The organism is Kitasatospora sp. NPDC050543 (assembly GCF_044457565.1).
Lineage (GTDB): Bacteria > Actinomycetota > Actinomycetes > Streptomycetales > Streptomycetaceae > Kitasatospora.
Map to the genome: position 1 here is coordinate 1 of NZ_JBITGZ010000060.1, position 22,251 is coordinate 22,251.

The following is a 22,251-nucleotide window of genomic DNA, read 5'->3' on the forward strand; positions in this document are numbered from 1 at the left end:
GGCCGGACCTCTTCAACCGCCTCAACCGAGACGATCACGTCGCTCATCAGGTGCTCTTCCTTGATCGGGAGATACACCGGTCACCGTACAGACCCACGGCCCGCGCCGAACCGGAAGGCTGGAGCGGATCGGGGCGTCGTCGTTTCGGCGAGACCCGGGCGGACCAGCGGTCGTCCACCGGGCGCATCGGAACACCGGGCCGCCCGGAAACGGCCCAGGTATAGGGGATACGGCTCAGGTCAGATACCGAGGCAGCGATGTGGTGAAGCCGTCGACGACGGTGGCGCCGCCGGGGTGGCCGTCGACCGCCCCGGCGGCGGGCGAGCCGGTCGACGGAAACCGCCGTACCGCTGATCACCACGAACGGCGCCGGTCCCCCTGCGGGAAGAGGGCCCGGCCCAGTCGGTTCGGTTCGGTTCGGGGACACGGCCAGTAACCCATTCAAGCTAGGTCGCACACAATCCTTTTGACGGCATGTCACCCGCACAGCGGAGCGCACACGCACCACCACGCCAACTCGCCAAGGGCTGTCCCGTATAAGCAGGTGAGCCCGAGCGAGCGACCGCAGTACGGTCCCCAGATGGAGCCCTCGAACCCCAGCTGCCCTGAATCGTGGCCCACCTCGGCACGGCCGGTCCTATGGGCGCCATCGCCGACCAGCAGCTGCGCATCCTCGCCCGCCCGTTCCTGTGACCGGGCCGACGGCCCCGCCCGCCTCGCAGTTACCAGCGGCGCAGGAACTCGGCCAGTGCGCGGCGCTGCTGCTGCTCTTCGGCGAGCACTTGGGCGAGGACGGAGCGGTCGATGTACGGCTCGACCGCGGCCTCCAGGAGCTGGCGCAGCTCGTCCGGTTCCAGTGCCTCGACCTCCAACTGGACGGGGTGGGTGGGGTCGAAGCTGTAGCGGGCGGCGAAGGCGGGCCAGCGGGTCGCCCTTCTTGCTCGACTAGCCCGGTGGATGCCCCGCCTGGCCCCCGCCGCCGTGTTTACCGCGGCGGCTGTTCTATTGCCGATGATCCCGTTCGTCTCGGAACAACCCGGGATCGCCGCAAGCCTGCGTTGGACCTTCGCCGTGATGGCCGCCCTCTCGCTCGCAACGGCCCGCCAGGACGTTGCAGCGCAGGTCAACGAAGTCTTCGGTCGCGCCGTGCCTTGGGGAAGGTAGTCAGCCGAGGCAAGCATCGGTCTGGTGACGCCCGGGGCGACAGGGCGTGTGCGCGGAAACCGTCAAGCGGGCTCGGCACCGCCTTGGGCCGCATCCCGGCGCCCGTCGAGCCTGCCCAGGAGGACTTTGGCGCAGTCGCCAGGCTGACTCTCCATTCCGTTGCCGGGCCGGCTCCCGAACACCGAGACACCCTGCCCACGGCTGAATGGCAGGACTGCGGCGCGAGGCCGGCAGGCAACGCCCGCCGCACCGCCAGCGCTCGCCGTCAGTCGGCCCGAGGATCCGAGAGATGTAGATGCGGGGCGGATCCGCAAACGGCGTACTCCACCAGCCCCAGATCCCGGCGCAGCGGTGTCGAGTGCGTGCCGGGCCGGCCTGGGACCGGCATGCTCAGGTGCGGGAACGGGTTCTCGCGCACATCGACCAGGAACGCCACGACGGCGGAGAACACGTCGGCCGGCGTGCCCGGGTCGCCGAGGAATTCCTCGACAGCCGGGGAGAGGGTGGCGGGTCGTCCTCGTCTGGGACGTCGGTGTGGTCGTTCACCGGGCACCTCCATGGCCGGACAGATCGGTACACCATTGGTGTACCGGCGGTGTACGCTTGCGGTATGGCTGATGCAACGATCAAGGTTTCCCCCGACACGCGTGACCGCTTGGCCGCCCTCGCGGCGGCCCGCGGCACCACGATCGGCACCCAAGTGGCCCTGCTGGTGGAGCAGCAGCCCACCGCGGAGCAGATCGCGGAGCGCGTTGCCGAGGGCCGCCGACTGCTGCGGGAGCACTTCGGGATGACCCTCACGGACCCGGAGCTGGACGAGGGCCCGGACCTGCTGCAGCGGGTCTACAACATCGCTGCGGCCGACGCCCGCGCCAAGGTCACCCCCCGGCGCAGCGCGTGATCATTCTGGATTCCAGCGCCCTGTCCGCGCTGGCCGCCGGTCACCCGCGTCTGCACCGGATCGTGGATTCCGCGTTGCAGAGTCCGTTCCAACATCTGCTGGTTCCGGTGCTGTGCCTGGTCGAGGCGGAGATCAAGGACGAGGGCGCGGCGCACGCGGTCCTGGCGCTGCCGGCGCTCGAGTTCGAGCCCTTGGACGCGGGCACCGCCGTGGTGGTGGCGACGATGGTCCGCGACGGGTACGGAGGTCAGGACCTGGCGCACGCCATCGCCACGAGTCTGCCCACTCCGGTGCGTCCGCAGCAGCACCTGATCCTGACGGCCAATCCGGAGCTGTACCCGCCGGGGATCGTCACCGTTGACATCGACGACCCTCGCCTGGAGCCGTAGGTGCAGTTAGCGGGAGTGCCCGGGGACGAGCTCGACCCGGGCGAGGGTGCGCGGATCCTCGCCGAGGAGATCCTGCCCGCCGTGCTGGGCGGGGCGGTGGCGCAGGAGCGGCCGGTGGTGGTGTTCGTCGCCGGGCAGGCCGGCAGCGGCAAAACACTTGTCGTGGACCTGGTCCACGCGGCGCTCGCCAGGCGGGGTGGGGCGGTGCGGGTGGACCGCGATGTCTACAAGACGGTCCACTCCCGCTACCCGCGGTTCCTCGCCGAGGACGTGCGCACGGCCGGGGTGCGGGTGCGGGTGGTCACCTACGGGTGGCAGGCGCAGGTGGAGAAGCGGCTGCGGCAGAGCCGGTTCGACGCGGTGGTGGAAGCGGCGCTGGGCCGCCCCGAGGAGTTCCTCGCCGAGATCGCCGCGTACCGGCGGGCGGGCTACCGCGTCGAGATTGTGGCCCTGGCCGTGCCCGAGGCGCTCAGCCAGCTCGGTGTCGGTCATGCTGCCCCTCCCCTGGCGACCCCGCGCGCCGGTCGCGCCGGGTGACCGTGACGCTACCGTGCGCCTGTGACAACGGGGAGGGCGCCCTGATCCGGAGGCCAGACCGTCGGGGACGGCCCGGGCCGCCATTGCGGGGTCGGGCGGACCGGGCCGATGGGGCAGGCGACAGCACAGCCTGGACCAGCCACCGTAGGGCGCCGACCGCGCCGCACACTCTGGCGCTCCGACACCGCTGGCACCGCCACCCTGCCGGACGGCCGCGCCTACCCGCGGGGCGGGGTCAGTTCCACGGGGGCCGGCCGGTTCCCTCGGCCCAGAGGGCGAGCGCGCGGCGGTGGACGGCGAGCGCGCCGAACACCACGAGCAGGTGATGGGCGAGCCAGGTCACGACGGATCGCCTGGTCGCGACACCGAGACTGTAGAGGTCGTTGCTGACAGTCAGTCAGTCGACGATGTGAGGCCCGTTGCCGGGTGGGTACGGTCGAACCACTGGATGAACTCGTGGACGGTGCCGACTCGGGCGACGCGCTCGTGGAGTGCCTTCTGGTCGTGCCCTGGCAGGAACCATCCGGTCGTGGTCGCCTCGCCGCATCCACAGGCGCACGACCGGGCATCCAGGGACGAGTCGATGTAGGTGACGGGGTTGCGGGCAGTGGGCGCGATGGGCGAGGGCTTGCCGACGTAGGCGTCGTAGACGGGGTGCCCGGGCGGCAGGACTGTCCCCTCGACGGCCCGGCGGCTGCTGGTCACCTGGACCAGGCGGTCGATCTCGACGGCCTGGCGCACGATGCCCGCGGCGGAGATGAGCATGTAGCGCTGGCGGTCGGCCTTGGCGCCCAGGACCCAGGCGCCGCGTCCCACCTCGTAGAGCTGCTCCTCCGTCAGCGCGGGATCCCAGCCGAGGTGGGACCGGCCGAGGACGTCGTCGGGCTTCGCGGCGGTCTTCTCGCCGAGCTTGATGTGGATCATCCGGCTTCCTGATAGTTGGCTCTACTTACCGCCAAGCCTATCCGGTCGCTATGATCACGTCCTCTGGGGCGATACTTGCATGCCCTTACCGGTCCATCTATCAGGGTATGAAGCCAGCGAGGAGTAGCGGTGAGGGAGCGGGACATCCCCCCGGTGGTGCTGTCGGACACTGAGAGCGCCGAGGTGCTGGAGGGGATGATCCTTCCGACCTGGACCAGGCACGCTGCACGGCAGGATCACCCGGTGGTCGTCGTCGTGGGCGGCCCGCCGGGCAGCGGGAAGTCCGAGGTCGCCGACTTGGTGCACGCCGCTCTTCAGCGGCGCGGGGGTGCGGTGCGAATCGCCAGCGACTTATACAAGGGAGAGCACCGCGACTACGCGGGTCTGCTGGCCGCAGACGTGCGCAGCGCGGGGGTGAAGGTCCGCACGGATACCCGCCGCTGGCAGGCCGGCGTCGAGGACCACGTCCGTGAGCGGGGCTTCGACGCCGTCGTCGAGAGCGCTCTGGCGGACCCGCAGGCGTTTCGCGCCGACGCGCGGGCCTACCGGCGCGCTGGGCATCGGGTCGAGGTCGTGGCCCTGGCTACGCCGCAGGCGTGGAGCCAGCTTGGCGTTCTGGACCGCTTCGTCGAGCAGGTGACGGCCACTGGCGCGGCGCGCTACGTCTCCTGGGAGAACCACGATGCGTGCGCGGCCGGGCTGATCGCGACTCTGGCCGTCATCGAGACCGAGCAGCTGGCCGACCGCGTCACTGTGGTGCGGCGCGGCGGGGAGATGCTGTACAGCAACGAGCTGGTGGACGGGGTGTGGTCACGAACGCCGGGTGCCGCGCAGGCGGTCGCGGCGGAGCGGGCCCGGCCCTGGACCGCCGTCGAGACGCAGGCGTTCAGGACCACCTCCTCGCGGGCCGAGGTGCGCCTGCACGCTGGCGTCGTACCGGAGCGGCTGCGCTTGGCGGTGCGGGCCGACGCCGAGCGGGCTTTTGCTCTCTCCGAGCCGGTGCGCCGGATCGCCCAGCCGATCGCTGAGCCGCCCGGCGTCGACTATCACCGGCTGTCCGCCGACGAGCACGAGTGGACGTTCCAGAACCTGATCGTCCCGGACCTCGGGGAGATCGTGGCGCAGGAGCGGCCCGTCGTCGTGTACGTCATGGGGGCACCCGGATCTGGCAAGACTCGGGCGACCACGACGGTGCGCCGGGCCCTGCGCGGGCCCGGCGGCCGGTGTGGATCTCCGGCGGGATGTTCAAGGCGGCCCACCCGGACTACTTCCGGCTGCTGCGCGAACATCCCCGCACCGCCTCCGCCCGGATCCGCGCCGACTACAAGGCGTGGCAGGCAAGAGCCGAAGCGCTGGTGCGCGAACGGGGCGCGGACGCCGTGATCGAGATCGCCCCCGGCAGCACGGACGCCTTCTCGCCGACGCGGCCGCGTGGCGCCGGACCGGGTACCGCGTCGAGTTGCTGGTGCTGGACGTGCGTGCGGCCGACAGCCGCCAGGGCACCGCCCTGCGCTACGCGGAGGTCAGCCGGGGCGGCACCCGGCCGGGCCGGTTCACCACCGCCAGCGGGCACGACCGGTGCCTGGCGGCGGCGCTGGAGTGCGTCCAGGCCGTCGAGGAGCAGCGCCTGGTGGACCACCTCAGCGTGGTGAGACGCGATGGCACCGCCGTCTTCCGCAACACGCTCGGTCCCGACGACCGGTGGACCGGCCCGGCCGGTGCCGCGCTCGCCGCCCGGGCGGGGCAGGTGCGGCCCTACACCGAGCAGGAGGCCCGCCAGTTCCTCGCCCACCAGCGCGAGCTGCGCATGGCTCTGCCGCAGTACCGGCGGGAGGTCGACGCGATCACCCGCCTCGCCTGGCCGCTGCTGGCGCCCGCGCTCCAGCCCAGCCGGCTCGTCTTCACCCCGCCCGTGGCGCTCCCGGCGCCGCGTTCCTACGAGCCGGTGATCTCGCTGAGCTTGGCGTCGTAGAGGGACTCGATCCGCTCCAGCTCCGCCCCCGACATGTCCGGGAGGTCGCGCAGCGCCTTGGTGCTGGCGGCGCGCTCGGCCAGCAGCTGTTCGACGCGGTCGAGGTCGGGTGCCGGGCGGCGGCGTTCGGCGTGGATCTGCTCGGTGTACCAGGCTGCGGCCTGCTCGATCTTCTCCCCGATCCGGTGGGGCTGCCGTGACCGGAATGCTAGACCCGCCCAAGCTCCGCGAACAGGGCTGTGACCTGCAATTCTCCGGCGCGAACATGCCAGAGGTCAGAAGTTCTTACCCGACCCCGACAAGCGGGACCGTGCTCGGGCACGGCGTCACCACCGAGGAGATCCTCGCCTTCCGTCGCTGCACGACGATGTCCAGGCCATGAGCTGCTGGTACCGCGCGCCGCGGACCAGGACTTGTCTGGTGAGGTCGCGTTTCCTGAAGTAGCGAGTTCCGCCTCGCCAACTACTCTGCGTGCACGGGGTCCAGGGGTGAGTGCCCTGCAACCGTGGTGAACGGGAGATCGGCTCGGACCTGGGGCCGGCCACCAGTTCGGGGGCACAGCGCGGCGCTCGGCCGCCAGATCACAGTGCCGCGAACACCCGGTCAGGGCAGCGGCACGGCGTGCAGGCAGGTATGGCGGCCGGGCCCCGAAAGCGCGGTGAGCGGCCGTGCTGCTTCCCCTTCGATCTCCACCCGGAAGGCGCCCGCCTCATCCGCGTACACCGGCGCCCCCGCGGCGGTGAGCTCGCCGGTGGGGTGGACGATGACGACCTCGGGCGGCCCGTGTCCGGCTAGCGGGCCAGGCAGGGTGACCGCGTAGCGCCGGGATCTGTCCATCGGTGGTCTCCTTCACCCGGTGTGCGCGGCGGTGTCGGCCCGGGCGGCGCGGACACTGTCGCAGATGGTGAACACCTCGTCGGCGCCGGTGATCTCCAGGAGTCGGCGGGTCTGGGAGGTGGGGGCGGCCAGACCGAGGGGGAAGCCGGCAGCGCGGGCGGCGATCCGGGTCTTGAGGAGTGCGTTGAGACCAGTGGAGTCGCCGAAGCTCAGGCCGGCAAGGTCGACAACGAGCCGGGGCGGGCGATCGGCCACGGCACGCGCGAGCGTGCTCTCCAGCCGCTGGCGCTGGTCCTGGTCGACTTCGCCGTCCAGGTGGACGACCTGGGCTGGACCGCTGTCTGTCGAGGTGGTGATCCGCAGCAGCGGTGCGGTGACGCTGGTGTCCGCGAAGCGCGTGCCATACCGGGAGGACATGAGGAGCTCCCTTCCGGCCGTGGCCTCGTCCTTGGGGCCGCGTCGCCGAAGTCGAAGGCCTGGCCCGCGCGGCGAGCTCGCGTTCGAGGGCCGGGCCTGCCGTTTCAGGCGACGGCGGCGAGGTCCGCTCGGCCGAACAGCAGAGCGTAGCCGCGGGGCAGGTGGGCGAGGAGGCGGTCGGTGAGGCGGTCGTCGGTGAGGGTGGTGAGGGCGGCCAGGACCGAGGAGGCGTCCCAGCGGGCGGCGGTGAGGCTGGTGCCCAGGGTGTGGGCGAGGGTGTCGACGAAGGCGGGGGCGGTGACGGGGTGGGGCAGGGGGATCTGGGCGGCGAAGACGGCGCGGGCCCGCTCGGGCAGAGCGGCGGCGAGGTCGCAGCGTTCGTCGCCGGTGAGCTGGCAGCCGAGGAGGGCCAGCACAGCGGCGAGGACGCGTTCGGCTTCCTCGACGCCGGGGTAGCGGCCGGTGGTGCGGACTTGCTGAAGGAGGCGGCGGTAGCGAGTCATGACGCATTCCGGGGTTGGGCCGCGCGGTCGGCGCGGCGACGCGAAGCGGGCGGGTACAGCCGGGTCGGGGCGGGTCAGGGGCGGTGGCCGGCCTGTGGGCGGCCGAAGAGGAGGTCGTAGCCGGGCGGGAGCTGGAACAGGACGCGGTCCATGAGATCGTCGCCGGCGGCGTCGGCGACGGTGGACAGGACGGCGCCGATGTCCCACAGGGCGGTGGTCTCGGTGGCGCCCTCGATCCACGCGGTGGTGGCACGCACGAACCTCTCGGGGGTGAGCGGTTCGGCGGCCTGAAGGGGGTTGAGCAGGATCAGGGACATGGCCTCGGGCAGGCGGGCTGCCAGGCCCGCGCGGACCTGGCCAACGAGGTGGGCGCCGAGCAGGGCCAGCACGACGCGGGCCGCGCGTTCGGCTTCCTCGGGCGTGTCGTACTCGCCGCGTTCCTGGACCTGGTCCAGGAACGCCTCCCATCGAAGCGTCACCGCGGGTCCTCCTTCCGAACGAGGAGCGGACCGGGCCCGGCCGTTGGTTGCCTGTGCTCACAGGGCCGTGGCCAGGCGGCAGGTAAGGCCGGTGAGGCGGAGCAGCCTGGCGACGGGGTGGGCGATCCCGTGCAGGACCAGGCGCAAGCCGGTTCGGTCGGCCAGGTTGCGGCCCTGGACGAGGGCGCCCAGGCCCGCGCAGTCCATGAACGTCACCTCCGACAGGTCGAGCACCACCTCGCGGTGCTCGACCAGCGCGCGGGCCAGCTTCCGGCGCAGGTGCCGGGCGGCGGCGAGGTCGATCTCGCCGCGCGCCCGCACCGTGAACGGGGCCGGGCCCTGGCCTTGCATGGGGCTGCTCGCTGTCCGGCCGGCCCGCACGCGGCGGGCGGGCTCGGGGGGGTGACGGTGGCGGGGGTGTCCCGCGCCGCCCCGTCGGGGGGATTTCCGGGACGGTGCGGGACAGCATCGGGGGCGGGTCAGGCCTGGATCTGCTTGCGGCCTCCGCTGTGGCCGACGGCGACCTTGCGGGGCTTGGCCTTCTCGGCGACCGGGATCTTGAGGGTCAGCACGCCCGCGTCGTAGTCGGCGGTGATGCCCTCGGGGTCGAGGGTGTCGGAGAGCATGACCTGGCGTGAGAAGACACCGAGCGGGCGCTCGGACAGCTCCCACTTCACGTCCTCGCCCTGGTGGCGCGGCCGGCGCTCGACCTTGACGGTCACCATGTTCCGCTCGACGTCGATGTCGATCGCCTCCGGGTCCACCCCGGGCAGGTCGAAGCAGATCACGTACTCCTCGCCCGCGCGGTACGCGTCCAACGGCATCGGCGTGGGACGCGACCACGTGCCGCTCGTACCAAGGAACTGCTGGGTCAGACGGTCCAGCTCGCGGAACGGGTCGGTGCGCAACAGCATCGCGAAACACCTCCAAGTGGGATCAAAGGGTGCCAGTGCGCTTTCACCTGACACCGTTCTAACACGTCATCCATTCGATGACAAACCCTGAGTGTCGTCGGTAGAGTGACAACATGCATGAGAAGCCCCCGAAGCCCGCCACCGGGCCGAAGACGCCCGTCGAACCGGCCTCCTTCTTCGCCGCCGCCGCGGCCCTGGCCGCCATCGACGACGCCGTCCGCACCGCCCAGACCCCCGACAACACCCCGCGCGGCGCGAGCGCCCCGCCTCACGGGCCCGAGGAAGCCGGCCCCGGACAGGCGCTGGCCGCCCTGCTGCTGCTGCGCGAACTGCGCACCCAGCTCGCCGGCTGGGAAGCCGGCCTGGTGGAGAACGCCCGCGACGCCGGCGCCACCTGGGCCGACCTCGCCCACCCCATGGGCGTCGCCAGCCGCCAGGCCGCCGAGAACCGCTACCTGCGCCTGCGCCCCACCAATGCCACCGCCTCCGCCGTCGGGACCGGCGCGCAACGCGTCAAGGCCGTCCGCGACCGCCGCGCCGCCGAACGCACCGTGGCCGCCTGGGCCCGCCACAACGCCGCCGAGCTGCGCGTCCTCGCCGCCCAGATCACCGCCGTGACCGATCTGGCAGCCGATGCCCGCCCCGCCCAGGCCGCCCTCACCTCCGCCCTCGGCACCACCGACCCCGCCGACCTCATAGAACCCCTCACCGCCATCCGCCCCCACCTCGGCACCGGCCAGGGCGACCTCGCCACCCGCCTCGACGCCCTCACACGCCACACCACCCAGCTCCACGATGACAGCAACAAACGCCGCGCCTGACCCCGTCGCCGCCGCCGAGAAGCGCTGGCAGGACCTCCTGGACCGGATCCACGACCTCGAAGCACGAGTCGCCGCCACCACGAGCACCGCCACCGCCGCTCTCGACACCCACCTCGCCCGGCTCGACGCCCTGCGCCACCATCTCGCCCAGCCCACCTGGCCGCTGCCCGCCCCCGATCCGGTCAGCCCCCAGGCCGCGGCACCGAACAACCCGCCGGCCTGACATAACCGGGAGCTACCCCGCGGTCCGCAACCGCCGGGACCGTCAGGCCCGGCGCCCGTGTCTCACCGGCGCCCAGGGGCGGTCAGCGCTCATGGTCCCCGGCGGCATACCGGCTCCAGGTGGCCCCGATGTCCGTCGCGGCCCGCTCGGTGGTGAAGTCGGTGTAGCCGAGCGCCTTCGCCGCCACAGGCGGCGGTGTGTGCGCGACGAATCGCCCTAGCGCCTCGGCGCGGCCAGCGCCGGGCGCGATGCCAGCGCGCGCGATGCCAGCGCGCGCGATGCCAGCATCCCTCAGCCCGGACGGTTAGCACCGGCTGGACCTGCCCTTCACGGCCGAGAATCAAGGAGTGCCAGGGCAAGCCGGCACTACGGTTATCGAGGCTGCCCGACTGAGGGCGACGCCACCGACCGTGAGGTTGCCGTCGGCGCCCGCCTTCGGGGCACCGCAGTAGGCCTTACCGTCGACGACACTGATCACCTTCGTGACGCTCTCCGGTTTGGCGGATTTCTCCGCGAGCAACATGAAGAAGGAGCCGGCCACGACGACCACTGCGGCCACTACGCCACACCTCAAGGACCAGTTGAGGAGGTTCAGCGCGCTCCCTGCCGTCTTCTTGGTGGTCTCCTGAAGGGCGGAAATCGACAGATCGCTGGCGACCTTGGGAATGGAGTTCGCCGCCCGTCCCGCCAGCAGAGTGGCTGCGAGCGCCGCGACAGCGGCAACCCCGATCGCGCACTGCACGATGAGGCGGGACAGGCGATCGAGTTCGTCCAGCCCCGGCAGGCCGGAAGCGAACGTCACGGCGCTGAACACGCCGAGGACAGCGGTGAAGAGGGTGGACCAGTTGGTGGCGGCTTTGCGCACCGTGTCGAGCTGGCCGTGCCGTGCCTCGGTGAGCTTGGCTGCCCAGTACTCGTCCTCGGCCTGCGACATGGTCGCCTCTTAACGATTCACGGCGAGGCGGACGGCGTTCGAGCCGCCCCAGCCACACCCTCGATGTTGGTCATCACGCCCGGCATGCGCAGCGCGGCAGTTGCACTGGACGTCGAACACGCCCACGCGCGCACGTACGGGCTCCACTCCCAAGATCACGTCGAACTCGATCGTGATCGGGTCAAGCTGATGGTCGCAGCGAGGACAGCGACCGCTCAACTCATAGAAGTCGGTCCAGCCGCTGTCGTCGGTCGCGAGGAGCTGCAGCGTTCCGTTTGCCAGGGCGGACGTGATCGCGTCCGCCCAGCGCGCCTTATGTGCTGGCGTTCGCGGCGGATAGTTGTAGACGATCAAGGGGTCTGGCCATGTTTCGGACACGAGTCGAACCCCTTCGAGACCCTGCACGATCGGTGATCCAAAACATATGCCGCTCGAACACCAGGCGCGACCCGACCCATCGAGCGTCAGGCTGGCCCGGCTGTGGTGGCGCGGCGCCGGAGATCCGGCCCGCAGCCGCGCGACCGGATCCGGGCCGCCCGGGCCACGGCCGATAGGGGGCTTCACCTGGGACCTCGCCGTCAGAGGTGAACCGCGTCGGCGCCCCACGCCCGTAGCAGCGGCATCGGGAACTCGGACTCGGGCAGGAAGCGGCTGCGCGCCGACAGGTTCGGACTGGCGGGTGCCACCACTCTCCAGCGGGTCCATGGAGATCTGGGCCACCCGCCGCTGCCGGACCAACTGCCCGGCTTGACGTGATTAGTTCCAGAGCGCCAGCAGCGCGCCAGCCACCGAAGCAACCCCAGGAGGGCCTACCAGTCAACCGCCCCAGGTCAGAGCCGTGTGACAGGGCTGAAGCGGGTCAGATCTGCCGGTCCGGGTCGGAGAAGGTGAGACCGCCGGCGGCGAGGGGACGCCGGACCGGGGCGGGTGCGGGCGCGATCTCGCCGGGCGGCTGGCGGAAGTCGGCGCCCTGCTCGACCGGCAGCAGCCGGCGACCGCCGGACTGGGCGGGCACGGGAGCGTCGGTGGAGGGCTCGGAGAAGGCGGGCAGCGAGAGGTTGCGACGGTCGGTCATGATCCCCAGTGTGACGGAGCGCCGTAGTTTGCGAGTGATCGTTTAGAACCCCCTGGTCAGCGCCGTGGCGGCGCACCGTAGTTTGCGAATCCGGAGCATGGCACCTTGCGAGGCGGGGTCGTCCGAGCGTGGTGGCCGTCCCCGCCGTTGCACGTGACGGCTGGGTGCGTCGTCAGTTTTCGGTCTGGTCGGGTTCTTCCGCTTCGGTGGGGATGGTCCAGCGCAGCAGGGTGGTGGTGTCGGCCTGTTCCAGGGTGACCGCGTAGACCTGGTTCCAGGCCCGTTCGCCGTGGTGGCGCATGGAGTGGTCGCCCGGGTCCCAGCCCAGGCGCAGGACCTGGCATCCGTCGATCTCGATCTGCCCGGCGAGCAGGGGATGGGTCTCGCAGGTCCGGTCGAACAGGTGGAAGTGGGTGTGCGCGTCCACGGAGACCATCAGGCCGATGCGCGGCCCTTCCGACAGCCAGCTCTGGAGCTGGCGGGCGAACTCGTGAGCGTCGCGCAGCGGGAGGTCGAGCCGCCCGTAGGGCCCCTGGCCGCCGTATTGGGGTGTCCGTTCGCCGCCGAAGCGGGCGTGGGCGTCGTCCGCGTACTTCCCCCAGTAGGTGACGTCGGCGAGTCCGTCGACGGATTCACCGTTCAGTCCGACGAACGAGTCCAGGGTGCGCGCGTCCCCGAGGATCATGCCGCACCGGTCGATGGGCAGGTCGCCGAGCCGGATCGGCGACCTGCCACGGTTGCTCGGCCAGGGCAGGCCGAGGTCGACTTCCAGGACGGAGATCACCGGCCCGTCGTAGGAGACCCACGGTTCGGCGCGCACTGCCAGGGGCCGGTCGGCCGCAGCCGGCACCGCGACCGCCTCGCACCACCATTCGCTGCTGGCGCCGTCCGCAGGCTCGTGGAGGTGACCGCCCCCGAACCCTGCCGCCGCCAGCGCCCGCATGGACAGCGGATCGCCGATTTCGGGCCACTGGTCGATCGAGCCGGCCATCCCCAGGACCAGCACACCGGACGGCGCGGTGACGGTTCCCAGGTCGACAGAGGTCTCACTCATTCGGCGATTGAACCAGGTGTGGATCAGGTGGCTCGCGGGGCCCTCGCGGCCGTGAGGTTCGTCGGGCTCTTCGTGCGACCCGGAGTCGCAGTCACACCCAGTCTCGCAGCCTGCGCGGGCGAGGTGGGCCAAACCGCTATCACCCGTGGTAGCGGTTTGGCCCTGGCCAGCAGGGCCAAACCGCCGCTGACCTGACCACCTGGGCTCTCCGCCCGTTGGCCCTGGCCGTAGGGCCAGACCGCTACCACGGGTGATAGTGCTTTGGCCCTGGCCAGTGACTCTGTTGCTCTATTCGGGCCGCGGGTCGGTTGACTGCGGCATGATCGCTCCTGCGGTCGTCTCGTGGGCAGACGGTCGTGGGGGTGGTGCGGGTGTCAATGAGGGCGGCGGGACTGCCGGAGGTCCCGGAGCAGACGGCACTGGTCGCGGCGGCGGCTTTCCCGAAGGGGACGCTGGCGATGCGGGTGCGGGAGAAGCTGGCGGAGGTCTTCGCGGATGAGCCGTTCGCGTCCGCGTTCGGGGTGCGCGGCGCTCCGGGCCTGTCACCGGGGATGCTGGCGCTGGTCGCCGTGCTGCAGTTCGCCGAGAACCTGACCGACCGCCAGGCAGCGGGGATGGTGGTGCGGGCGATCGACTGGAAGTACGCGATCGGCCTGGAGCTGACCGATCCGGGGTTCGATTTCACGGTGCTGGCGAAGTTCCGGGCCCGGTTGGTCGAGCACGGCATGGAGCGCCTGATCTTCGACCGGTTGGTGGAGCACTGCCGCCAGGAGGGGCTGATCGAGGCCGGAGGCAAGCAGCGCACCGACTCCACCCATGTCATCAGCGCGGTGCGGGACTTGAACCGGCTGGAGCTCGCCGGCGAGAGCATGCGCGCGGCGCTGGAGGCACTGGCCACGGCCGCCCCGGCCTGGCTCGGGCAGACGATGCCGGTGGCGGAGCTGGAGCTGCGCTATGCGGCCAGGGTCGACTCATGGCGGCTGCCCTCGTCGAAGACGAAGCGGGACCGGCTGGCCGAGATCTACGGCCAGGACTCGCTCGCATTGCTGCACGCGCTCCATGCGCCTGACACCCCGGTGTGGCTGCGGGAGATCGAGGCCGTTCAGTTGCTGCGGCGGATCTTCATGCAGACCTACTACGTGCACACCGACGCCCGGGGACGGGAGGTGGTCAGGAAGCGGGAGGCCGAGAAAGACGGCGTACCGCCCGGCCATCTGCGGCTCGCCTCCCCCTACGACCCGCACGCCCGCTGGTCCGCCAGGGGAGACGAGCTGTTCTGGTGCGGCTACAAGGTCCACCTCACCGAGACCTGCGACAACAGCACCGGCGGCGCCACGGCCCGGACCCAGACCCCGAACCTGATCACGGACGTGACCACCACGGTCTCGACCGCGCCGGACGTGACCGCCACCGCCGGCATCCAGCAGCGTCTGACGGGACGACAGCTCAAGCCAGGCGAGCACTATCTCGACTCCGGCTACCCCTCCGCCGACCTGGTCACTGCCGCCGCACGCGAGGGCATCGCCATGATCACACCGCTGCTGGCCGACCACTCCCGGCAGGCCCGCGCCGCCGAAGGGTTCGACAAGAGCGCCTTCCGGATCGACTGGACGACTCGCCAGGTCCGCTGCCCCGAAGGCCGCACCAGCACCGGCTGGTATCCCGTCCAGCAGCACGGCCACGACGCCATCGTGGTTGAGTTCGCCCGCTCCCACTGCGGCACCTGCCCGTCCCGCGACAAGTGCACCACCGCGGCGCGCGGCAACCGCATGCTCACCCTGCGGCCCCGCGAACTGCACGAGAACGTCGCCGCCGCCCGCGCCGAGCAGAACACCGACACCTGGCAAGCCAAGTACGCTCTCCGCGCCGGGGTCGAGGGCACCATCAACCAGGCCCTCGACATCACCGACCTGCGCCGGGCCCGCTACCGCGGCCTGCCCAGGACCAGCCTCCAGCATGCCTACTCAGCCACCGCGATCAACGTCATCCGACTCGACGCCCACTGGACCGACCAGCCCCGCCGCCCCCGGACCAGCAGACTCACCCGACTCGCCCACCAACTCGTGGCCTGATCACCGACCCGAATAGAGCAACAGAGTCGGCCAGTAGGGCCAAAGCGGAAGGCCCGGGCGGAGCGCCCGGGCCTTTGGTCGGCGGTTCGCCGGCTACGCGCTGATGCCGAGGTTGGCGAGCTGGCCTTCGTAGCGCTGCCGCAGGCGCTCGCCGAACCGCTCCGGGTCCAGGGAGTCGATCCTGGGGACGGCAGCCAGGCCGCCCCGCATCTTCCCGCCGGTCAGCAGGGGGTGCAGTTGGTAGACCGCTGGCTCCAGGAGCCAGGCCAGGCCTTGTCCGCCAGCTGTTTGACGGCCCGGTTCACGCTTGGCGCGCTCAGAGCGAGCATCGAGCCCATCTCCACCTGGGACAGGCCGACGCACCCGGTCTCGGGGTCCTGGTAGGCCAGGAAGGTGTTCATCAGTCGGTGACTGTTCTGGGTCAGCTCGACCAGGGCGAGAATGGCCAGGGCCTCACGGCTGATAGTCACGACCTCGGTGGTCGGGATCGGCGGGACGTACCGGGTGGTCGTCATCTGGTTTCCTCGGTCAGGGGCAACGTGCCCGCTGCTGATACTTTGAGCATCCAATGTCAGGTTAGGCCCGCTCCGGTGCAACGGAGCGGGCCTTGCCGTTTCAGGCGCTCTTGATGTGCCGAACCTTCGCGGCCGACGCGGCCGGCATCTCGTTCTTCTCCGGCCGGGCACCGCCGAGCGCCACCACGTTCGCGGCCTTCGTCACAGCGCGCTGCTCCTCGCGGCGCTCCTTGCGCCAGGCCGTCGCGTACTCGGGGCCGGGCATCAGGAACTCCGGCACTGCCGGCCACCCACTCCTCCTGGGCCCGCTCCTGGTCGGCGGAGGACCCGGGGAAGGTCAGGGCAAGGGCCGTCTGCGGCCCGGCCCGGTGCGCTGTCGGCGCGCAGCGTCGATGGCGCAGTCCAGGCGGCACTACGGTCGGCACCGTCACGCGGCACCGCTGAGGGTCATCGGCGGCCGGGCGGGCGCAGCGGGACGGCACCGCGCTGCAGGTCGCGAAGCCGCGGGCGGCGTCCAGGTCAAGCCCCTGCTCGGCGTAGTCCGCGCTGAAGGTATACCGCCATCCCCCGGGGCAGCGCAGCATCAGCCAGATCACCGCACCGGCGACCACCAGCACGACCACCAGAATCCAGCCCGCAGGCCCCATCGATCCTCTCCACCCCCATCGGCCTGCATCCACTCCAGCGGGCCCAGACCGAGCCGACCGTACGGACGGCGACCAGCTCGCGGGTGGGCTTGACCACTGTCGTTGAGCACAGATCAGCCCCGCGCGAGTCATCGTGCGGGGCTGATCTTGACCTGTGGTCAGCAGTTGCCGTTGATCGGGCCCCCTCCTGCTGCCCGTCGTGGTAGTTCCAGGTGCCGCTGTAGCCCCAGCAGTCGATGGGGCCTCTGTTGGTGAACGTGATGCGGACCTTCGCCTCCCCGATCCAGCTGTCCTCACCGTTGGTGTGGACACCGACCGGCTTGGTGCTGACTGAGGAGCTGTCGAGGGAGCCGACCGGACCGTTCTGGACCGTGGTTTGGGTCCACAGGCCCTGGTCGACAGCGGTCACCCACGCGCCGGTGATGCCGGGGTGGCCGTTGGTGCGGAACCAGGTGTCCCACCTGAACACGGCGCGACTGTGACCGCAGTAGTCGAACTCCTGGTCAACGTAGCCGATCGGCATGCCCTGGACCCGCACTGCGCCGCTGGCGCCCTCCTGGGTCCAGGGGCAGCTGTGAGGCGTCGCGGCATGGGCGGCGCTGGTGGGCGTCACGATCGCCAGCGCCATCACGGCGGAGGTGGCCAGGGACTTGATGGTCCTGACCAGCGGTATATTCACGATCACGTTACTCCCCTCCCGATTGGGCACCGTGCGTACCCGAAGTGAAGCGTAGGGATATGCCATCGCATTGGTAAGGCCCGGGTGCGAAGTGGCTCGCTGTACTCCGGTTACCGCACAAGTGCGCCATCGAGGGCCCGCACCCCGCCCACCCTGCCAACTTCCCACGGGCGGCGGGACCCTCGTCTTGCCGAGCGGGGTATGGGCTTTCACGGTGGCTACAAACGCCGGCCTCGCCCCCGTACACGGCCCCACCAACTACCCGCTCGCTCCGCCGCTGCCACCGCAATGGCCACATTTCGCCGCGCCACCCCTTCGCTGTCGCGGTCGCCGAAGGCAGCGAAGATGGCGGCTGCCCGGGTGTGAGCGTCGACGGCTTCCTCGAACCTGCCCACATCCCGCAGAACGATGCCGAGGTTGTTCAGCGTCTTGCCTTCGCCGTGGCGGTCGCCGAGGTCCCGGCAAATGACCAGATCGCCGGTATAGGCGTCGATAGCCTCGCCGAACCTGCCGACCTCCTGTAGAGCGAGGCCGAGGTTGTTCAGGGCCTGGCCTTCGCCGTGGCGGTCACCGAGGTCCCGGCAAATGACCAGGTCACGGGTGTGAGCCTCGATAGCCTCGCCGAACCTACCCACCGCTCGTAGAGCGAGGCCGAGGTTGTTCAGGGCCTGACCTTCGCCGTGACGGTCACCCAGGTCGTGGCAGATGGTTGCGGCCTGGGTGAGGATGTGGATGGCATCGTCGAAGCTGCCCACCTCTTGCAGGGTGTCGCCGAGGTTGTTCAGGGCCTGACCTTCGCCGTGACGGTCACCGAGGTCCCGGCAAATGACCAGGTCACGGGTGTGAGCCTCGATAGCCTCGCCGAACCTACCCACCGCTCGTAGAGCGAGGCCGAGGTTGTTCAGGGCCTGGCCTTCCCCGTGGCGGTCACCGAGGTCACGGAAGATGACGAGGGCCTGGTTGGAAACGTCGATGGCGTCGTCGAACCTGCGCACTGCGTGCAGGGCGGCGCCGAGGTTCTTCAGCTCCCGGCCCTCACGACGGCGGTCGCCCAGACCGGTGGAGCTCGTCAGGGCGGAGGTGTGGGCCTGGATGGCACTCTCCTCGGCCGCTTCTCTCAGCTGCACGAGCTGTTCGCAGAGCGCCTCCAGCTCCGGTGTGGCATGGAACCACTCCTCGCGGACGTGGGGTTGGATCTTTTCCATGGTGCCGATCCCCCGGATATACGTGCCGACGTGGGCGTCGGGGTCCTGGCACACCAAGCGGTACGCGTGCAGGAGCGCGGCCAGCGCGGGTTCGAGGGCTGCCTGCCACAGGCCAGCTCCGATCAGGACGTTCGCCGCCCGGGAAAGCAGGTCGGCGGAGGGCGCCTCCTCGAAGGGGGCGTAGTCGAGCCGGTGCCACGTGTCGAGTGCACGGCGCAGGCCCTGGAAGAAGTCGGGACCGGGGGCATCGTCGCTCTGCCAGAGGCACAGCTGGAGGGAGTTCACGACGATGCCGTAGTTCGTCATACCGCTGTCCAGCCCGAGTTGCCGTTGGCGTTCGGCGAGGGCGAGGGATTCCTCCATGGCGGAGCACGCTTCCGCGGTCTCCCCGAGGTGCTGATGGAGGACGGCGAGGTTGGCGAGTGCGCCGATGAGCACCCACTCGTGGTGCTGGGGGTCCTGGCGGGCGGCGGCCCGGCCGGCTTCGACCAGGTCGGCCGCGATCCGCCGGGCTTCGGAGACCCTGCCCGCCCCCATCAGGAGGGTGATCAGGTTGGACCGCTGCAACGTCAGATTGAACAGCTCGCGGGGATCGCTGTCGGACAGCTCCGCGGTGACCTCCACCGCACGGTGCAGAGCGTCCGCGGCTTCGTCCAGGCGGCCCGCGTTCCGAAGCATGTCGGCGAGGAACTGGAGGTTGAAGGCCAGGGTGCTCCGGACGTCCGGATCGGTTGGTGCCAACTGCTCGAGCCAGTCGATCCCCCGCCACAACTGTCGTATCGCCTCGTCGTGGCGTCCGAGCGCACGGAGGTCGGTGCTGAGACTGATCAGCGCGTGGGCATACTGGCCGTCCCGGTGGGGGTCACCCGGGTCGAGTTCTTCCCAGATGCTCAGCCGTTCCTGCCCGACCCGCAGGGCTTCCTCCCTCCGACCGGCCTGGCCGAGTGCGTAGTTCAGCCCGCTCAGGGCGCTGGCGAGATCGGCTTGGGCGGACGCCGAACCGTCCTGGGCCAGCCGCCGTCGGGCCGACACGTTCTTCTCGGCCAGCAGCAGTTCGAGGCCGTTCATACGCCCGAGGCTGAGGGTGGTGGTGAGGGAGAGCCGGGAGAGCGTGTCCGCCCCGAGGTCGACGGACTCCACGGCATCGAGCAGCGCCCGTTCGATGCCAGCCAACCGTTCCGCCTCATGGATGGCGCCCGCGGCGCGGACGAGGACCGTGAACAGCCGGACCTGCTGCTCGGCCGAGCAGTGCCTCAGCAGGGCAGTCAGCGGGAGCGGCTGTTCGAAGTCCAGCAGCACACGGGTGGCGTGGTACTCGCCGACGCGGTCGGGCTGGATCCCTCCCCAGTACGTTCCGGGCCCGGGCGGGTAGAGGGTGCGGAGCCAGGCCGCGACCCCGTTCGTCCGGTCGGCCGGGATCTCGGGGAGCGCGCCGATCACGGCGACGGCCTCGGCCGGGTCCGAGGCCCCGCACATCGTGGCGACCGCGACCGCCCGCTGCACGTCCGTGTTGTCGGTCGGTCCGAGCCGTTGGGCGGACCGGATCCAGTACCGCTGCTCGTGCCGTAGCAGCGTGGCCTCGTAGGGCTCCTCGCCAGCAGCCTCGACCGGGGTCGAGCCGCTCTGCAAGAGGGCCACGAGCGCGGCCATCTGCACAGTGAGCACGGACTCGTAGACTGGATCGTCCAGATCGCGGGGCGCGCGCAGGACACCGACGAGCGCAGGCCACCCGGCCGGCGGACGGCCGGGCAGTTCGGGGACTGTCTCCAGAAGCTCGGAGAGATCGGCGAGCGCGTCGTCGTACAAGGCGACCCGGTCCTCGGTCGGCCCTTCCTCGGGTGCCAACGGCTCCAGTGGAAACACCGGTGCGCGGGCGAGGATCTCGTCAGCGTGGGACGCGGTGAGCCCGTCGGTCCGCCACCGGCCGTCCGCACGGGCGAGGAGCAGGACCCGGGTCCGGTGCCGGCAGCCACGGAGCCGGTCGATGACGCGCCGCACCAGCAGCGGTCGCGCGTCCGCGTAGTCGATAACAAGGAGGAAGGGAAGCGCGGTCTCCAGCGAATCGAGCTGTCCCTGGTCGAGATCGCGGAGCTCGCCGCGCAAGTGCCCGGTGACCCACCCCTTGGCGTGGAGCAGATCGCTCAGCCGACGCGCCAGACGGGACTTCCCCTGCCCGCCAGGCCCGGTCACCACCCGGACGGCGAAAGGAGCAGCGTGCTTCTCGCACCAGTCACCGAGCTCTTGCAGCTCCTCCTCCCGCCCGCGGAACCGCACGGCCTCGGCGTCCGCGCGCAGCAGCATGGTCGGTGACAGCGGATCCCGCAGCCTCGCCGCGGGTTCCAGGAGGGCCGAGGGCTCGACGGCCTCCAGTACGGGCGGCCACTTGCCGTACTTGGCGATGATCCTGGTGAAGTCCGGGTCCTCGAAGAGGACTGACGCCTGGGTGGCCGTCAGACGCGTCCCCTTCCCGCCCCCGCCGATGGCGTCGGCCCACACCACCCCGCACAGCAGACCGCCCTGGGGGCTCTCTGCGACCACGGCGGCCCCCGACATGCCGGACCAGCCGGTGCTCCCCTGCGGGGTCGTCACTGCGCGGGTCGCATCGTTACTGACGACCTCGTAGCGTCCGGCCAGCCCTCCGATGCCCGGCATGAGCCGTCCACTGATCCGGCCGTCCAGACGCTTGTCCGTGGCCGCGTCCTTCTCCATCCGGGGGAAGCCGGCAATGGCGACCTCGTGGGGCCGGTTGCCGATGACCACTCCCCACCGCTGGGGCGGCCAGATGTGTGTGTCGGCCAGCGACTCGGGCGCGGCCCAGTGCACCTCACCCCGGTACGACGGGGACAGCTGGACCCTGACGAGCGCCGCATCGGTCCGGTGATCGATCCGCAGCCACACCACCGTGGCAGGGAACTGGTCCTCCCCGCCGTCCGGGCGACACACCGTCACGCTCACATCGTCCGACTCGGCCACTTCCTTGACGACGTGCCCGGCCGTCAGTACGAGCGCGGGCGCCACCAGGTACCCGGACCCGAACGTCGTGCCGTCCTTTCGATGGACCCGCAGCTGCACTCTTCGGTCGAACTCCACTGTTCCCCCGACCCACCGAACCGTTACCGGATGCCCTCCTACTCCTCGTCATTGACGAGGACGAGCTCCCCGGCGCTGTCCTGCGGAGTGAGCTTCACCGTGACCTTGTGTGTTGCCTTGCTTGCTCGCTCGGCCTTGCCGCCCGCGCTGACCACCGAGAACCGCAGCCCTCCGTTCACGCTGCGGGTGCCTGTCAGCTCCATACCGAGTTCGAGCGTGATCTCCCCGACGGCGAACCGGACATCACTGGCCGGGCTCTCCGCAACCTGTCGCTGTGCCTGGGCGACCTGCATGCGGAGCAGAGCCACCGCATCAGCCAGGTCCATCCACTCATCCCCAGCGGTGCTTCCCATCGTCCCTTCAACTCCCTCTCTTGCGACATGTGTTGGCTGCGACGGTTCCACAGGACGCGAATCAAGGGCGGGACTTTCCGGCAAGTCCATGCAGATTAGTTACTCAGGTTGAACTCACACCCGGTCTGTGCATCACATCCGGCGCGTGCCCGAGTGCGCACCGTCCCAGCGTTGCCGCGCGGCGGAAGGCAGGCGGAGATCACCGACGCGCTGGTCGAACTGCTGGTCGCCTTGATCCACAAGATCAACGCTCGTGGCGAGCGGCGGGTGGAGAAGCAGCTCGCTGCCGAGTTCAAGAAGGTTCGCGGCAAGGAGGGCATCGACCTACTTTGCGGCGGGTGCCTGAGCTAGGACACCGGGGCCGACCCAAGCGCTGGCGCCGACAGCGGACTCCGGGACAGACACCAGCACCCCGATGAAGACACGGTGCTGTCAGTGGACGTTAAGTCCTGTTTCTCTCGGTTCGTGATCACTCGTACGTGTGAACGTCGGCCGTACTGGCGTGCCAGTCGGGGTTCGGGTGATGTTCTGCGGCGCATGGACAGA

The 22,251-nt window shown here is 70.6% G+C and carries 26 protein-coding genes and 2 pseudogenes; 11 read left to right on the forward strand and 17 right to left on the reverse strand.

Annotated elements, in window-relative coordinates:
- Positions 1-722: 722 nt before the first annotated feature.
- Positions 723-872, reverse strand: a complete 150-nt coding sequence (locus ACIBH3_RS34625; RefSeq protein WP_396316100.1) for a hypothetical protein — start codon at positions 870-872, stop codon at positions 723-725.
- Between the two features lie 139 nt (positions 873-1,011).
- On the opposite strand from ACIBH3_RS34625, the gene ACIBH3_RS34630 reads away from it, so the two are divergent.
- The 4 genes from ACIBH3_RS34630 to ACIBH3_RS34645 all read left to right on the forward strand — a co-directional run bounded on the left by ACIBH3_RS34630 (position 1,012) and on the right by ACIBH3_RS34645 (position 2,991).
- Positions 1,012-1,164, forward strand: coding sequence for a hypothetical protein (locus tag ACIBH3_RS34630; RefSeq protein ID WP_396316101.1), 153 nt, complete (start codon positions 1,012-1,014; stop codon positions 1,162-1,164).
- 610 nt (positions 1,165-1,774) lie between these two features.
- On the forward strand, positions 1,775-2,065 hold the full coding sequence (locus tag ACIBH3_RS34635; RefSeq protein ID WP_396316102.1) for a hypothetical protein: 291 nt from the start codon (positions 1,775-1,777) through the stop codon (positions 2,063-2,065).
- Complete coding sequence (locus ACIBH3_RS34640; RefSeq protein ID WP_396316103.1) at positions 2,062-2,454, forward strand: hypothetical protein; 393 nt, start codon at positions 2,062-2,064, stop codon at positions 2,452-2,454. Before ACIBH3_RS34635 ends, ACIBH3_RS34640 begins: the two co-directional genes overlap by 4 nt.
- Positions 2,455-2,991, forward strand: coding sequence for a zeta toxin family protein (locus tag ACIBH3_RS34645; RefSeq protein ID WP_396316104.1), 537 nt, complete (start codon positions 2,455-2,457; stop codon positions 2,989-2,991). It begins immediately after the preceding gene.
- A 393-nt stretch (positions 2,992-3,384) separates the two neighbouring features.
- Here ACIBH3_RS34645 and ACIBH3_RS34650 read toward each other — a convergent pair whose 3' ends face one another.
- Positions 3,385-3,915: a hypothetical protein gene (locus tag ACIBH3_RS34650; protein WP_396316105.1), complete on the reverse strand. Its 531-nt coding sequence runs from the start codon at positions 3,913-3,915 to the stop codon at positions 3,385-3,387.
- A gap of 195 nt (positions 3,916-4,110) precedes the next feature.
- Here ACIBH3_RS34650 and ACIBH3_RS34655 point away from each other — a divergent pair.
- The 3 genes and pseudogenes from ACIBH3_RS34655 to ACIBH3_RS34665 all read left to right on the forward strand — a co-directional run.
- Positions 4,111-4,647 (forward strand): annotated as a pseudogene (locus tag ACIBH3_RS34655) (zeta toxin family protein); the annotation flags it as partial.
- Between the two features lie 509 nt (positions 4,648-5,156).
- A pseudogene (locus tag ACIBH3_RS34660) lies at positions 5,157-5,273 on the forward strand (hypothetical protein); the annotation flags it as partial.
- 107 nt (positions 5,274-5,380) lie between these two features.
- Entirely contained in the window at positions 5,381-5,887 is a 507-nt protein-coding gene (locus ACIBH3_RS34665; RefSeq protein ID WP_396316106.1) for a zeta toxin family protein, read from the forward strand.
- 603 nt (positions 5,888-6,490) lie between these two features.
- On the opposite strand, the gene ACIBH3_RS34670 is transcribed toward ACIBH3_RS34665, so the two are convergent.
- The 6 genes from ACIBH3_RS34670 to ACIBH3_RS34695 form a co-directional block, all read right to left on the reverse strand.
- Positions 6,491-6,724 carry a DUF6296 family protein gene (locus tag ACIBH3_RS34670; protein ID WP_396316107.1) on the reverse strand — a complete coding sequence of 78 codons (234 nt, stop codon included), beginning with the start codon at positions 6,722-6,724 and terminating at the stop codon, positions 6,491-6,493.
- 12 nt (positions 6,725-6,736) lie between these two features.
- Positions 6,737-7,141 carry an STAS domain-containing protein gene (locus tag ACIBH3_RS34675; protein WP_396316108.1) on the reverse strand — a complete coding sequence of 135 codons (405 nt, stop codon included), beginning with the start codon at positions 7,139-7,141 and terminating at the stop codon, positions 6,737-6,739.
- Positions 7,142-7,245: 104 nt separating this feature from the next.
- The gene (locus ACIBH3_RS34680) at positions 7,246-7,644 is read right to left on the reverse strand and encodes a DUF2267 domain-containing protein (RefSeq protein WP_396316109.1); all 399 of its coding nucleotides are present in this window, start codon (positions 7,642-7,644) and stop codon (positions 7,246-7,248) included.
- A 74-nt stretch (positions 7,645-7,718) separates the two neighbouring features.
- The gene (locus ACIBH3_RS34685) at positions 7,719-8,123 is read right to left on the reverse strand and encodes a DUF2267 domain-containing protein (RefSeq protein WP_396316110.1); all 405 of its coding nucleotides are present in this window, start codon (positions 8,121-8,123) and stop codon (positions 7,719-7,721) included.
- Between the two features lie 57 nt (positions 8,124-8,180).
- Positions 8,181-8,474, reverse strand: coding sequence for an STAS domain-containing protein (locus ACIBH3_RS34690; RefSeq protein WP_396316111.1), 294 nt, complete (start codon positions 8,472-8,474; stop codon positions 8,181-8,183).
- Between the two features lie 128 nt (positions 8,475-8,602).
- The gene (locus tag ACIBH3_RS34695; RefSeq protein ID WP_396316112.1) at positions 8,603-9,037 is read right to left on the reverse strand and encodes an Hsp20/alpha crystallin family protein; all 435 of its coding nucleotides are present in this window, start codon (positions 9,035-9,037) and stop codon (positions 8,603-8,605) included.
- Between the two features lie 113 nt (positions 9,038-9,150).
- Between ACIBH3_RS34695 and ACIBH3_RS34700 the strand changes: the two genes are divergently transcribed.
- Positions 9,151-9,858: a hypothetical protein gene (locus ACIBH3_RS34700; RefSeq protein WP_396316113.1), complete on the forward strand. Its 708-nt coding sequence runs from the start codon at positions 9,151-9,153 to the stop codon at positions 9,856-9,858.
- Positions 9,833-10,081 carry a hypothetical protein gene (locus ACIBH3_RS34705; RefSeq protein ID WP_396316114.1) on the forward strand — a complete coding sequence of 83 codons (249 nt, stop codon included), beginning with the start codon at positions 9,833-9,835 and terminating at the stop codon, positions 10,079-10,081. The genes ACIBH3_RS34700 and ACIBH3_RS34705 overlap by 26 nt, the downstream gene beginning before the upstream one ends.
- A gap of 340 nt (positions 10,082-10,421) precedes the next feature.
- On the opposite strand, the gene ACIBH3_RS34710 is transcribed toward ACIBH3_RS34705, so the two are convergent.
- From ACIBH3_RS34710 to ACIBH3_RS34725, 4 genes are all read right to left on the reverse strand, one after another.
- Entirely contained in the window at positions 10,422-11,015 is a 594-nt protein-coding gene (locus ACIBH3_RS34710) for a hypothetical protein (protein ID WP_396316115.1), read from the reverse strand.
- Positions 11,016-11,024: 9 nt separating this feature from the next.
- Entirely contained in the window at positions 11,025-11,369 is a 345-nt protein-coding gene (locus tag ACIBH3_RS34715; RefSeq protein ID WP_396316116.1) for a hypothetical protein, read from the reverse strand.
- A gap of 505 nt (positions 11,370-11,874) precedes the next feature.
- A complete protein-coding gene (locus ACIBH3_RS34720; protein ID WP_396316117.1) occupies positions 11,875-12,090 on the reverse strand; it encodes a hypothetical protein in 216 nt (71 codons plus the stop codon).
- A gap of 172 nt (positions 12,091-12,262) precedes the next feature.
- Positions 12,263-13,144, reverse strand: coding sequence for a hypothetical protein (locus ACIBH3_RS34725; RefSeq protein ID WP_396316118.1), 882 nt, complete (start codon positions 13,142-13,144; stop codon positions 12,263-12,265).
- A 377-nt stretch (positions 13,145-13,521) separates the two neighbouring features.
- On the opposite strand from ACIBH3_RS34725, the gene ACIBH3_RS34730 reads away from it, so the two are divergent.
- Positions 13,522-15,216 (forward strand): IS1182 family transposase, encoded by a 1,695-nt coding sequence (locus ACIBH3_RS34730; RefSeq protein WP_396316119.1) that lies wholly within the window; start codon positions 13,522-13,524, stop codon positions 15,214-15,216.
- A gap of 221 nt (positions 15,217-15,437) precedes the next feature.
- Here the strand turns inward: ACIBH3_RS34730 and ACIBH3_RS34735 are convergent, their stop codons facing one another.
- From ACIBH3_RS34735 to ACIBH3_RS34755, 5 genes are all read right to left on the reverse strand, one after another.
- Entirely contained in the window at positions 15,438-15,731 is a 294-nt protein-coding gene (locus tag ACIBH3_RS34735; RefSeq protein ID WP_396316120.1) for a hypothetical protein, read from the reverse strand.
- A 100-nt stretch (positions 15,732-15,831) separates the two neighbouring features.
- Positions 15,832-16,011, reverse strand: coding sequence for a hypothetical protein (locus ACIBH3_RS34740; RefSeq protein ID WP_396316121.1), 180 nt, complete (start codon positions 16,009-16,011; stop codon positions 15,832-15,834).
- A gap of 239 nt (positions 16,012-16,250) precedes the next feature.
- Positions 16,251-17,123: a hypothetical protein gene (locus ACIBH3_RS34745; RefSeq protein WP_396316122.1), complete on the reverse strand. Its 873-nt coding sequence runs from the start codon at positions 17,121-17,123 to the stop codon at positions 16,251-16,253.
- A gap of 152 nt (positions 17,124-17,275) precedes the next feature.
- Positions 17,276-21,334 (reverse strand): tetratricopeptide repeat protein, encoded by a 4,059-nt coding sequence (locus ACIBH3_RS34750; RefSeq protein ID WP_396316123.1) that lies wholly within the window; start codon positions 21,332-21,334, stop codon positions 17,276-17,278.
- Positions 21,335-21,390: 56 nt separating this feature from the next.
- Positions 21,391-21,678 carry a trypco2 family protein gene (locus tag ACIBH3_RS34755; protein ID WP_396316124.1) on the reverse strand — a complete coding sequence of 96 codons (288 nt, stop codon included), beginning with the start codon at positions 21,676-21,678 and terminating at the stop codon, positions 21,391-21,393.
- Positions 21,679-21,858: 180 nt separating this feature from the next.
- On the opposite strand from ACIBH3_RS34755, the gene ACIBH3_RS34760 reads away from it, so the two are divergent.
- Complete coding sequence (locus ACIBH3_RS34760) at positions 21,859-22,056, forward strand: hypothetical protein (RefSeq protein ID WP_396316125.1); 198 nt, start codon at positions 21,859-21,861, stop codon at positions 22,054-22,056.
- Positions 22,057-22,251 lie beyond the last annotated feature (195 nt).